The organism is Mesorhizobium sp. L-2-11, assembly GCF_016756595.1.
Lineage (GTDB): Bacteria > Pseudomonadota > Alphaproteobacteria > Rhizobiales > Rhizobiaceae > Mesorhizobium.
In genome coordinates, this window is the sequence record NZ_AP023259.1 from 98,133 (window position 1) to 112,005 (window position 13,873).

A 13,873-nucleotide genomic window follows, 5' to 3' on the forward strand; every position below is an offset into this window, starting at 1 on the left:
GCCCGCAGCTTCCTCAAGCTTGTGTCGGAAACCCGACAAGCTCCACAGAAAGTTGTTTTGGCTTCACTTGCGACAGCTACACCTTAGCATCTCAGGACAGCCCACAGTTGGCGAGAATGCTGGGTCGATTGTGCGGCGCCACGTCCCACCGGCTTTGATCTCCTTCAGCTCCGTTTGTTGGGCACGGTAATTGCAGCGAATAGCAGGAGAGCCACTTTTTGGCGAATTTCGATTGGAAAGCGCGATCGGCGCGGTCTGACGGGCGCCATGCGTCGCTAGGACAGTCGCGTGTGGTGCCCGTTGCGCGAGTTACCCAAGGCAAGGAGCGAAAATATGTGCGGCATCTGTGGATGGATTGATTTCGATCGTGACTTAGAAAGTCCCGACGCACGAAGGGAGCTTGCCGACATGACGGGCACCATGGCCTATCGTGGTCCGGACGATGAGGGGACTTGGATCGACGGGCCTGCGGCACTGGGACACCGTCGCCTGGCGGTCATCGACATCCAGGGCGGTCGCCAGCCTATGACGCACCAGGAGGACGGGCAATCCGCCTTGGTGCTCGTCTATGGCGGCGAGACTTACAACTACCGTGAGCTGCGTCAACGGCTCGTCGCCCTGGGCCATCGATTCGACACGAGCACTGACACCGAGGTGGTGCTGCACGCCCACCGCGAGTGGGGCCGACGGGATCCCTGCACCGCGGTGAGCGAACTAAACGGGATGTTCGCCTACGCACTCTGGGACACCGCCAAGCGCGAACTGCTTCTCGTACGCGACCGGCTCGGCATCAAGCCGCTTTACTACTATCCCACCCAACATGGAGTGTTGTTCGGTTCCGAGCCAAAGGCGATCCTCGCCAATAGTCTCGCGGAACCGGCCATGGACGCTGACGGGCTTCGTCGCACACTATGCGCCATCCCCGACCCGGACGGCACCGTGTTCCGCGGTTTGCGTGAGGTACGGCCCGGCCACATCGTCCGCGTGACCCGCGACGGCATCCAGCAGATGAGCTACTGGCAGCTCAGTGACAGCGAGCACACTGACGATGTGCCCACCACCGTTCGGCGCGTCCGCGAGTTGCTCGACGACACACTCCAGCGCCAGCTCATCGCCGACGTGCCGCTATGCACGCTCTTGTCGGGTGGGCTTGATTCCTCGGCCATGACCGCACTGGCCGCGCGCTTCAGCGACGAGCGGATCCGGACCTTCGCCCTCGACTTCGTCGGCCACACCGACAACTTTACCCCCGGCCCGGGGCGGCCCACACCCGACGGGCCGTACGTGCAGGAGGTCGCGAAGTTCGTTGGTACCGACCACACGGACATTACGTTGTCCGCGCACGAACTCATGGACCCAAGCGTGCGGGCTGCCACCCTCCATGCCCGCGACCTACCATTGACCTTGGGCGACCAAGATAGCTCGCTCTATCTGCTGTTCCGCACGATCAGGCAACACTCAACGGTGGCCCTATCCGGCGAGGCGTCCGACGAGGTTTTCGGCGGCTACTCATGGTTCCACGATCCCGCGAAAATTCAGTGCGACACGTTTCCCTGGTACAATGTCAGCGACGATATCGCACTGCGGTCTCTTGACCCCGGCCTCGTCGAGAAGCTTGATCTCCCCAACTACCTCGCCGAGCAGTACCGCAGGGCACTTGCTGAAGTACCCGCCCTGACCGGGCCGGCCTCGGCCGATCCACTCGAACGTCGCATGCGTGAGGTCTGCTACCTCGTTCTCACGCGTTTCCTGCCGCCGCTGCTCGACCGCAAGGACCGGCTGAGCATGGCTTTTGGTGTCGAGGTGCGGGTCCCCTACTGCGACCACCGCCTCGTTGAATACGTATTTGGCACCCCATGGGCACACAAGACTTTCGACAAGCGCGAGAAGAGCCTGCTGCGGGCCGCCACCGCGGACCTCCTGCCGCAGTCGGTCTTGCAGCGAGTCAAGAGCGCATATCCGCATATTCAGGATCCAACCTACGGCACAATGCTGCGCAACCGGTTCACCACGCTGCTGAATGACCCCAATGCAGCAGTGGCACCATTGCTGTCCGTCGACGGGTCTCGTGCGTTACTCAATGCGACCGACAACCTCAGGGGGGTGGAACATATCCTTAGCCTCCAGGATTTCCTGACCGATTACAACGTGAGTCTGGCGGTCTGAGACGGCGTACAACGCATAGGGTGCGGATTTCGAGAAAGTGCACTCTAAGCGTTTCGCGCAGGTCCGTGTCGTGGTCGTTTCATGGCCGCTATCGATGCCTGCTGCTTCGATGGAGTTGACAATCCTCTAAATGGAATGACCGTTCTCATCAGAAAAATTGAAGTTTGGTCGCAATGAACGCCCCGCTCAATCATCCTTTGCCACTGCTCGATCTCGACGTTTTGCGCACTTTCGTGGCGATCGCCGAAACCGGCAGCTTCACGACCGCCGCCAATGCCGTTTTCCGCACGCCATCGGCGGTCTCCATGCAGATCAAGAAGCTGGAAGACATTCTTGGCCGCTCGGTGTTTGCGCGCGATGCACGCTCGGTGACGCTGACCACGAATGGCGAGATGCTGCTCGGCTATGCCCGCCGCCTGTTGTCGATCAACCGTGAAGTGGTGTCCAAGTTCATCATCCCCGACATTGTTGGGGTGGTGCGGCTCGGCTCGCCTGACGACTATGGCGAGCGCGTGCTGCCGCATGTGCTGAAGCGTTTCGCGCAATCGCATCCGTCGATCGCGGTCGACGTCACCATCGACCAGAGTAGCAATCTGCGCCGCCGCATGGATGACCGGGCGCTCGACATCACACTCTTGACCAACTCCTACAAGACCAGCGCGCTCGGCGCCGAAATTCTGTTGACCGAGCCGATCGTCTGGGCCGGCGCCAAGGGCGGCTGCGCGCATCTGCGCGAGCCGTTGCCGGTGTCGCTGTGGGATGAAGGCTGCGCCTGGCTGGCCGGCGCCCTGGAGACGCTTGGCCGCGAGGGCCGCAACTATCGCGTCGCTTATAAGAGCGCGCACACGGCCGGCCAGCGCGCCGCCATCATGGCCGACCTTGCCGTCGCGCCGCTGCCAAAATCCCTCCTCGGCAGCGACATGGTCGAGCTTTGCCCGAAGAACGGCATGCCGGACATCGGCACCTACAATCTCGCCATGCTGGTGGCGCCGGATGCCAGCGCGCCGGTCAAGGCAGTAGCGGACCACATCCGCGCAACCTTCGAAGTGTTCAGGGAAACCAGCAAGTTCTAACGAGCCTTACGGTGAGCCGCGTTTCGGTGCTCAGCGATCTTATCACGTGCAGAAAGCCAATCGATGTTTTGGCTGCAATCGTAAGCGACCTGCGTTAGTCTGAGACGCCAATTGTCGTCCTAACCGCTGATCATATTTTGAGTGTGCTCTGACGGTTCCAGGCAAGAGAACTTACTGCCGATTTTGCCGAACCGACTGCACACCCAAAAACTCGCCCGGCCTCTTTGTCGCCAACTGATGAGCAATGGCTGGCAGCGCGGCGGGTAGCACGCGAGTTGGACAGGATCCTCGATGGATCTGGAGCGCGTCGTGCCGCAGTCGATCGCGCCGCCGCCGAACTGCGCCTGTCGACCCGTCTACAATCTGCTGGGACGCTATCGCGCCGATCGGAGGGTCACGTCACTCCTACTGCCCGTCTAGTGCCGTTCCACAGAGATTATGACTCCTTGACGGGATAGGCTTTGCGGAGTTTTGCGCGAGCCTTTTCGGTGGTGAACATCCACTGGATCTGAGCGCCTTCGGCGTTGAGCCGCTGTTGCCAAGCAGCGACCTCGGCGGGGATCGTTTGCTTGTCGCCGAGCGGGTACTCGAGGCGGGCTATCAACATCACGGCGCTGCGCGCAATGCGCAGGCTTTTCCCGACGTTCCGCTGATTGTGGATGCAGGCCTCGGGCGACCGTCACACGCCGCAACGGTCATGGAGCTCGGTTTCGACGCCGTGCTCCTGAACACGGCGGTCGCCAGGGCGGCCGATCCGGTCGGCATGGCGCGTGCGTTCGGCAAGGCGATCGAAGCCGGTCGCGAAGCTTTTGGTTCGGGAATGCTCGAACCGCGCGATGTCGCCGTGCCGTCGACGCCGACATTCGGCAGGGCGGTTTTTCATGAAGCTTGATCCCTTCTACCTGATCGTCGACAGCGCCGCCTGGATCGAGCGATTGGCGCCGCTCGGCGTCAGGCTGGTGCAGCTGCGTATCAAGACCATGGATGAGGCCGGGTTGCGCGCCGAAATCCGGAAGGCAAAGGCCTTGTGCGCCGAGCATCAGTGCCAGCTCATCGTCAACGACCATTGGCGCCTGGCAATCGAGGAAGGCTGCACCTTCGTCCATCTCGGCCAGTATTTGCAGACCGCCGACCGGGCGCGAATACGGGCAGCCGGCGTCAGGCTCGGGCTGAGCACGCATGATCATGTCGAGCTGGAAACGGCCATGTTTGCCGAGCCCGACTATATCGCGCTCGGCCCCATCTACCCGACCATCCTGAAGACGATGAAATGGGCGCCGCAAGGGCTCGAACGGATCGGCGAGTGGAAGCGCCGGGTCGCCCGATCCCATTGGTTGCGATTGGTGGCCTTAACCCTGAGGCTCGACGCTGTTTTCGAGGCCGGCGCGGACAGCGCGGCAGTGGTCGGTCACCGACATCACGGTGAATGCCGATCCCGAAGCGCGCACACGAGAATGGATCGAAAAGACGGAGCGATGGCGCTGAGGCGAGAACCGCATGTGCTTGTCGTTGGCGGGTCGGACTCCAGCGGGGGCGCCGGAACTGCGCGTGACATCGAGACGCTATCTTCGATTGGCGTGTGCACCTGCCTTGCCGTCACCGCGCTAACGGTGCAGACGCACGACGCCGTCATGGAAATTCATCATTCGCAATCTCGTCTGATGGCCAATCAGATGAGCGGGGCTGCAGGCCAACGAGGTGACGGCCATCAAGATCGGCAAGCTGGCGACTGCCGAAATCATCGCAGCCGTTGCGGCGGTGCTGTGTGAAAATCCGCACTTGCCGGCGATATTGGACCCGGTGATGGCGTCGACATCAGGCCGGACGCTTCTGGAAGCCGGCGCCATCGCCGCCATAAGGCGTGATCTGCTGCCGCTTTGCCGTCTGGTCATACCCACCCTCATCGAACTGGCGCTTCTGAGCGCGAAGCAAGCGGTCGACGACGACGGAGCAATCAGGCAAGGCCGGGAATTGCTGGCAGCCGGCGCGCGGGCTCTGCTTATCGAGGTGGCCATGCATCGGGAGCCCAATCGACCGATATTCCTGTTGCGCTCCGATCACGAACCAACCACTTCGACGCACCGCGCCTTGCCACATCAATGCGCGGGACGGACTGCATGCTGGCCAGCGCGATTGCGGCGCATTTGGCGAAAGTGAGAACACTTGAAGACGGCGTGCGCGGCGGAAAGCTGTTTGTGTTCGAGAAGCTGCAAAAGAAAAATCGGACGACAATGAATGCTGTCTCAGTCAATCTGATCGCGGCCGCTGAGCAATCACTCTGTCCACGGTTCTGCCGATAGCGCCTGCGGGGGAGAGGAGGCCGGCAGGCGCGCCACATAATGCCCGCATCTTTGATGCGCGAACGACCTGCATGCTTTTGATTTTCACTCCTAGGACCGTGTCACCGGAGATCAGGCTCGCGGAAGCGTCTAACAACGAGCTGCGCTGGGGCGCGCTGACCAGCTTTCAGACGCAACACCTTGAGCGACTGCCGAACGTCGATCGCGATATCACCACCTTGCGCTTGAGGCTGGCGCTGTTGCGGCCAGAAAGCTTTTGACGGTCCGGAGCTTTTGGCCATCTTGATTAACCTTGAATACCATGTATATTGGTCCCGTCTAAAGCTTATAAAGGGGAATGCATATGTCTCGATTCACACGACGCTCACTGGTTTTCGGCGCTTTCGTACTGACTTCGCTCACGACTATTTCCATGCCAGCTCTCGCCCAAAGCACGCTGGAAAAGATCAAAACAGAGGGAAAGGTTACCATCGGTATCGCTAGTGGGTACCGGCCATGGAGCTTTCCGGGTGACAACGGAACAGCTTCTGGCTTCAGCCCGGACTTGGTGCGAGCGGCTTTTGAGCCACTCGGTATCAAGGATATTCAGTTTGTTGACTCTGAATTCCCCGCACTCGTGTCATCGCTTGTTTCCAACCGATTTGACGTGGTAGCTGCTGGAATGTGGATCACGCCTGTGCGCTGCACCGCCGTAGCTTTTAGTGACCCCGATCTCACGATGAAAGACGCAATCATTGTGAAAAAAGGCAACCCGAAAAACATCCATTCGTATAAGGACATCGCTGGCAACAGCGAACTGAAGATCGGGGCCGACCGAGGTAGCGCAGCGCTGGAACATGCAAGTTCCGCCGGCGTACCAAAAGACCAGATAATCTCGTTTGAGAATTTCGATGCAGCCGTCGCCGCAGTTATTGGTGGTCGCATTGATGGAGTGCCGGCAGCTTCAACGTCCGTGGGCCCTTTCATCCGTGATCCAAAACTCAGCGGCGAAATCGAACGTGCTATGCCTTTCGAGGGATTTGTCTTGGCTAACGGGCGAGAGATCGCAGGATACTCAGCCATAGCCTTTCGGCTGGATGATAAGGACTTGAAGGACTTCTACAATAAGCGACTCCAGGAAATGAAGGCTGATGGAACTGTGGCAGCTATCATGAAGAAGTATGATATCGAAGCCGAGGTGGCAAAAGACGTCACGGCGCAGCAAATCTGCAGCGATAAATAATGGTAGCGGGCGGCCGCGGTCGACCCGCCGCCGCCCAGACCTTTTTAGCCCAGTGTTCGGAAGAGGTTGAGAAGAAGCCTGGCCCTTGGGACCAAAGACGATATGACTATCTGCTCGCTTAACGAGTGCGCACCTTCGCCATCCGGACCCATTCCATCGAGAGTTGGCGCATACTGGGCTGCAAAGTTGGCATCTCCTCCGATAGGGCCGTTCACCCCTATCAGTTCAAATCCGAGTTCGGCCGCAAGCCCGTGCGCGTGTGCGAAGAGCCCATCGATTGCTGGTGTCCGGTCATAGCCGGGACGGTTGCCTAACTGCGTTTCAATTTGCACAGTCACATCAGGGTCGTAAGATTTTATGGACTTGATCAACTGGATTGCCTGCTCGGCCGCGCTTGACGACGGAGAACTCAATCCGATTTCAGCGACCGCGGAGTCGGGAATGATTCCAGTGCTTGTTCCGCCATTTACGATTCCAACATTGACATGAAGGCCGGCATCGTAATCGTTCATTGCTTCGAGATCGAGGATCTGCCGCGCTAGTTCCTTGATGGCGCTACGGCCAGATCGGGGATGCAGTGAGTGCGCGGCGCGGCCGGCAATATGCAGCTTAAACTCGGCCGTTCCACCACTTCGAGATGTAACAATTTTCCCCCCATCACGTGCGGGCTCGGTCACCAGAACGTACTTCGCACGACGAGCCTCACTCTCGATCATTGCCCGCGAAGTCGGGCTCCCCACCTCCTCATCCGGCACAAACAAATGGCGAACGGGAAGCTTGCGCGGAAGGCCATGCCGAATGAGGTGGCATAACGCGGCAAAAGCAATGAATGCTCCCCCTTTCATATCATAAATTCCAGGTCCGAAAGCGCGGTCGCCTTCTCTGTGGATCGGAAGTCCGTTCTTCAGGGTTCCGACTGGGTGGACGGTGTCGAGATGGCTTAGTACAAGCACGCCGTGGTTCTGCGAATCCCCAGGTGTTGCAACAAGCAGCAGGTCAGCGAACCCGCTCGCACCTGAGTGTCGCACCGTGACTGCACCTGCCAACTGAGCCTGCTGCTCTACGAGACTGACCAACCTGTTGACGGCAGCTGCATCGGAACTGGGGGTCTCAATCTCGACCCATTCCTGAATGCCGGCCAACAGCTCGTCGGTCCCCAACTCGAAGTCATCTTCAGATGCTTTAATCATTGTCCACCAAAGCATAGGTTGAAACGGCAACATGCCGCGTAAACTTGGTATACCCAGAATACCAAGACCGCCCTCCTCCGGCAACCCCTTCCTAATCCGCAAGAAAAATGTCAGCCATGGAATTGACCTATCGGTATACCGGGTATAATAATTTAAAAAAAATGGGAGCTGTAGCTTGTCGATTCTCAGATTGCGTGCCAAGCGAGTGCGGCAGCGCTCGTTGAGCTTATGCCGCTCCCGCAGATGCGACACGGACGCCAGATTTCATTCGGAGAGAAACTCCAATGAATGTGCGCGGGGGATATTGGTGTAACGTGACCGGTCGCACTTAAACGGGCAACTTGCCATGAGCTTCCCCCAAATCCTCCTCGGGATCTATAGCGGCTTTGGTGTCACGCTAAGCGTGACTTTGGTCGCACTGTTGTATGCGGTTCCGTTTGCTCTGATCGCGGGAATCCTGCAACACTTTTCGCAGGGGTCTGCGCGGTGGGCAGTGACTGCGTTCATAGAGTTTTGGCGGAGTTCACCCGTCATCGTGCTACTTTACGCATTTTACTACTCCCTACCAGCATTCGGGATCTACTTATCCGCACTGACTGTGGCCGGTCTGGTCCTAGGTATGAACACCGGAGGTTACGGGAGTCAGTCCGTACGCGCAGCGCTGCAGTCTCTGGATCGCGGGCAGGCCGAAGCTGGACTCGCTCTGGGCCTTACACGATTCACGGTGCTCCACCAGGTCGAGTTGCCGCAAGCGATTACCGCAATGATCCCCACTTTCATCAATCAGGTCATCCAGTTGATCAAGGGCACTTCACTCGTGTCGCTACTGACTCTTGCGGACATGACATTCAGAGCGAAAGAACTGTTTAACTACAGCTATGATCCAGTCGGAATATATTCTGGCCTGCTGCTCGCTTACCTAGTCATTTGCTATCCGATCACGATTCTGGGCCGACGCCTAGAAAGAAGATTTGTCAGAGACAGGGGAGTATCCCGTGAAATTTGATTTCGCTTTTGCGATCGAGATTTTTCCCCGCGTCCTCGAGGGTATCGGTAACACCATATTGGTTGCGATCCTTAGTTCGCTGGGGGCTACGGTCCTTGGCTTCGCGTGGGAAATTCTACGAAGATCAAGCAGAATCGCCAGGCCGATCACCCAGTTCTTGGTTGATGTGATCCGCTCAACGCCTGTTCTGGTTCAGGTCTATTTCCTTTTTTTTGTCCTTCCATATTACGGTGTTGAGCTGCCAGCCATGTTTGTCGGGATTTTCGGGCTCAGCGTTTATTTTTCCGGATACATCTCCGAGGTGTTCAAGGCGGGCATTGATGCGATCCCCCGCGGACAGAGTGAGGCAGCGGAAAGTTTGGGACTAGGGCGGATCGATACAACGATCTTCGTTATCGCTCCGCAAATGCTCAGGAATGTCGCGGCTCCGCTTGGCGCGTATTCGGTCTCAATACTTAAATCGACGCCTTTGCTTGCCGTTCTAGGTGTTCCCGAGATGCTAGGCAGAGCCTTTGACGTGGCCTCAGAGACATATCGCTACGCCGAGCCAACCTTTGTCTCCGGCGTGTTGTTCCTAGCCCTCGCTCTGATCGCGGTATTCTTCATCGGTCGACTTGAGCGCCGCCTAGGACTCACAACGGTGTCCCATTGACTGACCATTCTGCGGAGTAGAAATGAACGAGAGTCAGGCCCACTTCGGAAAGACCGTCGCCATAGAAATGGAAGGCGTGTCAAAATGGTTTGGATCCTTCCAGGTGTTGCGAGACGTCAATCTGCGACTGATGACGGGCGAGAGAATCGTCGTCTGCGGCCCATCAGGTTCCGGCAAATCCACGCTGATCCGATGCGTGAACCGGCTCGAGAAGCACCAGTCCGGGCGCATTGTCGTCAACGGAGTCGAGTTGCTCCCACGGATGAAGGGCCTCCCAGATCTCCGTCGGGATGCGGGCATGGTATTCCAGCAATTCAATCTGTTTCCGCACCTTACCGTAATGCAGAACTGTACCCTGGCGCTTGTCCGGGCGCGGGGAATGACACGCAAGCAGGCGGAGGAGGTGGCTTACGCAAATTTACGACGCGTCCGTATACCAGAACAGACCAACAAATATCCCCACCAGCTCTCAGGCGGTCAACAGCAGCGTGTCGCGATCGCACGCGCACTTTGCATGAAGCCCAAGATCATGCTCTTTGACGAGCCCACCTCTGCGCTGGACCCAGAAATGGTGAAGGAAGTCCTCGATGCGATGACGGCCCTCGCCGAAGATGGGATGACTATGATTTGCGTCACCCATGAGATGGGGTTTGCCAGAAATGTCGCTGATCGGATTGTATTCATGGACGGCGGAGAGATCCTTGAAGAGGGTGATCCCGACGAGTTTTTCAAGGCTCCCCGACACATCCGGGCCAAGCAGTTTCTGAGCCAGCTTCTACACTAAGGGGCAAATCGACTTCTACAATCTGCGGGCCAGCCGGCAGTCCGGCGCTTCGGGAAATGATGCCGTCGGAAACCGCGATGGTTGGGTGGATTATGGTCGACGCGTCTTCCCATGAGACGGCGGCGACTGTAGGTAGGTATACTGGCTGTTGCAACGGCCGAAGTCGGAAGGGAGCGCGTAACTTGGCCAAGATAAACGCCGTGCATGGCAGGATCAGTTCGCGAGCGAGCCAGGAGCCTCTTCATTCGCTCGTCCGGGCCGCTCTGCGGGAGCGCATGATTACTGGCGAGTATCCGCCGGGGGAATCGCTGCCGTCTGTACAGATGTTGGCTACCGAATTTGACGTCAGCGCGATTACGGTAAAGCGCGCGATAAGGGACCTTCAACTGGCGGGATTAGTCCAGTCCCACGCGGGCTTGGGCACCTTCGTGCGCGAACATCGGCGGTTTGTGCAAGAAGTGTCCGCAAGCATGGCGCTTCGCGGTATTAAGGAAGCCGCCCGAGACAGCCATCAAACCGTGTCATTGCAACTCGTCTCGATCACCGAAGGCGAAATCCAGGATAAGAACCTTCAGCACTTCGCCTATAAGGAAGGAAGGTACTTTTGCGTCAAAAAGTCCATCTCGATCGACGGCATGGTGGCCATGTTTGATACGAGTTACATCTCGAAGAACGTTCCCGATGGCTTTTTGGACGATGCCGGCACGAAATTTCTTTATGAGATAGCTAACGAGCATGGATTTGACTTGCGCGAGCACAGGGTTCTGATTGATGCCTGTCTTGCCGAACCAGAAGTTCAGATGCACTTCGCTGTACCGGAATCATTCCCAATACTTCGCAGGAGCTATCATTTCAGCGCCGGTCCGATTGACGTGTATGGTACAGTGCTTTCTCCGCTGGATCGGGTCGCTTACTACATAGATCTGCGAGCGGACCACTTAGCTCCAGCGTAGTCAGCTTACACAATCTAGCTCGTTGTTTTCTGTAAACTGTTTAGAACGGTTCCTTGATGCCGGAAGAACAGGCGATCAGCACGACCGGCCCGTCATCGGTAAAACTGAGTTGGTCGAGGGCAGCAAACCCAGCGCACGACGAAAGCTCAAACCATAGTCCGAACCTGCGGAGGAGCTGATCTGCAGACCCTGCCTTCGTATCGTCGACCTTTACGCATTCGCCTTGCGATTCGCGTATGGCGACCACCGCCCTATAACTATTTACCAGGCAGGCCGTACCCAGTTGCCGAGTGGGAAGGGGTTCGACATGCCTGATGTCGCAACCGCTCTGGACCGCCTGAAACAGCGGCGCCCTCGCCGCCGGTTCTACCGAGACAAGCTTGGGCACTCTGTTTATAGCTCCGAGCAGTAAGGCTTCATGGAAGCCCTTATAAATGCCAAAGAGGAGTTCGCCGTAGCCGGTAGGTACGACAACGACGGATGGCGCCCTGCCCTTGAGGTCGCGGATAATCTCGTATGCAATCGGTTTATACCCTTCCGCTCCCCAAGGGTGCCCCGTGTGGCTGGACGGCGTCAGGTTGCTGACAGAGTAAAAACCAGGGTCACTACACAACTCTCGCATCTTGCACCAGCGTTCCTCGCTTTTCACGAAGATCGACTTTGCATTGAAGGCTCGCAGCATTGCTTTGAACGTTTCACTCACATCCGGTGTCGTGAAAATGATACTATTCATGCCCGCCCGGGCCGCCATTGCCGCAGCTGAAACACCGTGGTTTCCCGTCGAAGCAGCAACGATCGTGTGCGCTCCCTCCATAAGAGCGGCGCTTACGGTATATTTGTTAAGTCTGTCTTTGTGGCTGAGTGTCGGGTTCCGGCTTTCATCCTTTACGAAGATCTGCCTGCCGCCCATTGCAGCCGGAGCTATTTTCGAAATGTTGATCAGCGGAGTGTTGCCCACCGCAACATCCAGCTTATCGTGCGACGGGGGAAGTAGCGCTGACCACTGCTCCGCGTCAGCCAATCCTCCCGACCGAAGGACTGCTGCCGCCCCATAGTCAAAAACCAGTTCGAGAGGAAATTGGACAGCAGCGGTGGAGGACCTCGGGCATCCTTCACGCAGGATCGGAAAGAGGGGGTACTCTACCGGATGATGGGATAGGGAGCGCTGAGCGAAGGCGAGTGATGTGGCCATAGTCAACTCGCGGCAGGAAGCCGAGCGAGACGGTTGATTGCCTCTGCCATGACTTCGGCTCCGATGGTCATCGCCCGCTCGTCGATGTCGAACTCGGGGGTGTGATGTGGTGCCACGATTCCCTGCGCTTCGTCCTTGCAGCCGCACAGGAAATAGCAACCCTTGATGCGCGCCAGGAACTCTGCCATATCCTCGCCGGCCATAGTTCGGTATTCCGAAAATGTAATGTCTCCCCCATAGAGGGATTGGGCGGATTCCTTAACAAGGCCTGCGACCTCGGGATTACTGATGCAGGGAGGAATCGATCCTGACGCGTCGAAGGTAATGTCGACCTTGTACAAGGACGACAGGTCGCGAGCGATCTCGGCGAGCCGGCGCAGCAGCATGTCTCGCACGCTATTGGATTGGGTCCTCAGCGTCCCCCCGATATCAATCTCGGCCGGGATCACATTGTGAATCTTACCGCATGCAATCGATCCGACGCTGATGACAGCTGCCTCCATCGCGTTGACCTCACGGGCTACCAAGACTGAATTAAGCTGCAACAAGCTTGCAAGCGCCGAGACAGTGTCGGTGGCCAGATGGGGTATCGCACCATGGCCGCCACTTCCGCGGATTTTCCATGACAGCTTGTCTGTAGAGGCGAACACCGCCTCGGCGTGGCATGCAAGCTGGCCTGTTGGGAGTTCGCTCCACAAGTGGAGACCTATACAGTAGTCCGGGGTGTAGACGTCGATGACCCCGTCCGCAATCATCGCCTTGGCACCTCCCCCGGGTTCCTCGGAGGGCTGGAAGCATAAGACTAGCCGCCCAGGGAACTCTCTGGCACGTCGCGACACCACCCGCCCAACTGTGAGAGCGACAGCCATGTGCCCGTCGTGGCCACACGCATGGCTGTTCCCGGCGATTGTCGATCGCCAAGGTCGATCCGCGACTTCCTCGATGGGCAACGCGTCCATGTCTGCCCTCAGGAGAATGGTGGGTCCTGGTAGGCCACCTTTAACAACGCCGACCAGGCCCGAACGACCGTAGGCCCTCTCGTCAATTGCAATGCCTGACTCGCGAAGCTTTTCGGCAACGTAGGCGCGGGTGCGCGGCAATTCGAAACCCAGCTCCGGTATCAGATGGAGTTCCCTACGTACCGATCTCATCCACTCCGTATCTGAGAGGGTGATTAGTCCGGATGCCGGTATGCCGCTTCTTACTGTATCCTCAGTCAAGTACCACTCCTTCAACTCAGATCCCCCGCTACGCCGCAACCACCGACATCGATGTCTTAGAGTCACTGAGGCTTGACATATAAGAATACTCGGTATACCAACCTGTCAAGCGCAT

General features: G+C 58.0%; 12 protein-coding genes and 2 pseudogenes. 11 read left to right on the plus strand and 3 right to left on the minus strand.

Translation table 11 applies throughout. From position 1 onward, the window contains the following. Window positions 1-333 precede the first annotated feature (333 nt). The 7 genes and pseudogenes from asnB (at window position 334) to ehuB (ending at window position 6,761) form a co-directional block, all read left to right on the plus strand. On the plus strand, window positions 334-2,166 hold the full coding sequence (gene asnB / locus JG739_RS33255; RefSeq protein WP_199202955.1) for an asparagine synthase (glutamine-hydrolyzing): 1,833 nt from the start codon (window positions 334-336) through the stop codon (window positions 2,164-2,166). A gap of 173 nt (window positions 2,167-2,339) precedes the next feature. Next, on the plus strand, window positions 2,340-3,239 hold the full coding sequence (locus JG739_RS33260) for a LysR substrate-binding domain-containing protein (protein ID WP_199202956.1): 900 nt from the start codon (window positions 2,340-2,342) through the stop codon (window positions 3,237-3,239). Between the two features lie 602 nt (window positions 3,240-3,841). Beyond that, a pseudogene (locus JG739_RS33265) lies at window positions 3,842-4,131 on the plus strand (thiazole synthase); the annotation flags it as partial. After that, window positions 4,121-5,008: a thiamine phosphate synthase gene (locus JG739_RS36155; RefSeq protein ID WP_274609476.1), complete on the plus strand. Its 888-nt coding sequence runs from the start codon at window positions 4,121-4,123 to the stop codon at window positions 5,006-5,008. The pseudogene JG739_RS33265 and the gene JG739_RS36155, both read left to right, overlap by 11 nt. After that, a pseudogene (locus tag JG739_RS36160) lies at window positions 4,938-5,539 on the plus strand (bifunctional hydroxymethylpyrimidine kinase/phosphomethylpyrimidine kinase). The gene JG739_RS36155 and the pseudogene JG739_RS36160 overlap by 71 nt, the downstream one beginning before the upstream one ends. Before the next feature lie 71 nt (window positions 5,540-5,610). Continuing rightward, entirely contained in the window at window positions 5,611-5,799 is a 189-nt protein-coding gene (locus JG739_RS33280) for a hypothetical protein (RefSeq protein ID WP_202367931.1), read from the plus strand. 83 nt (window positions 5,800-5,882) lie between these two features. Next, on the plus strand, window positions 5,883-6,761 hold the full coding sequence (gene ehuB / locus JG739_RS33285) for an ectoine/hydroxyectoine ABC transporter substrate-binding protein EhuB (protein WP_199202958.1): 879 nt from the start codon (window positions 5,883-5,885) through the stop codon (window positions 6,759-6,761). A 44-nt stretch (window positions 6,762-6,805) separates the two neighbouring features. On the opposite strand, the gene JG739_RS33290 is transcribed toward ehuB, so the two are convergent. After that, window positions 6,806-8,203, minus strand: coding sequence for a M20 family metallopeptidase (locus tag JG739_RS33290; protein ID WP_244750045.1), 1,398 nt, complete (start codon window positions 8,201-8,203; stop codon window positions 6,806-6,808). Window positions 8,204-8,297: 94 nt separating this feature from the next. On the opposite strand from JG739_RS33290, the gene JG739_RS33295 reads away from it, so the two are divergent. From JG739_RS33295 to JG739_RS33310, 4 genes are all read left to right on the plus strand, one after another. Then, window positions 8,298-8,957 carry an amino acid ABC transporter permease gene (locus JG739_RS33295; protein ID WP_199202959.1) on the plus strand — a complete coding sequence of 220 codons (660 nt, stop codon included), beginning with the start codon at window positions 8,298-8,300 and terminating at the stop codon, window positions 8,955-8,957. Continuing rightward, entirely contained in the window at window positions 8,947-9,609 is a 663-nt protein-coding gene (ehuD, locus tag JG739_RS33300) for an ectoine/hydroxyectoine ABC transporter permease subunit EhuD (protein ID WP_199202960.1), read from the plus strand. The genes JG739_RS33295 and ehuD overlap by 11 nt, the downstream gene beginning before the upstream one ends. Before the next feature lie 22 nt (window positions 9,610-9,631). Beyond that, window positions 9,632-10,393 (plus strand): amino acid ABC transporter ATP-binding protein, encoded by a 762-nt coding sequence (locus JG739_RS33305; protein ID WP_199202961.1) that lies wholly within the window; start codon window positions 9,632-9,634, stop codon window positions 10,391-10,393. Between the two features lie 182 nt (window positions 10,394-10,575). Beyond that, window positions 10,576-11,346: a GntR family transcriptional regulator gene (locus JG739_RS33310; protein WP_202367933.1), complete on the plus strand. Its 771-nt coding sequence runs from the start codon at window positions 10,576-10,578 to the stop codon at window positions 11,344-11,346. Between the two features lie 40 nt (window positions 11,347-11,386). Here JG739_RS33310 and JG739_RS33315 read toward each other — a convergent pair whose 3' ends face one another. Beyond that, a complete protein-coding gene (locus tag JG739_RS33315; protein ID WP_202367934.1) occupies window positions 11,387-12,304 on the minus strand; it encodes a threonine synthase in 918 nt (305 codons plus the stop codon). Window positions 12,305-12,540: 236 nt separating this feature from the next. After that, complete coding sequence (locus tag JG739_RS33320) at window positions 12,541-13,689, minus strand: M20 metallopeptidase family protein (protein WP_199202964.1); 1,149 nt, start codon at window positions 13,687-13,689, stop codon at window positions 12,541-12,543. Between the last annotated feature and the right edge of the window lie 184 nt (window positions 13,690-13,873).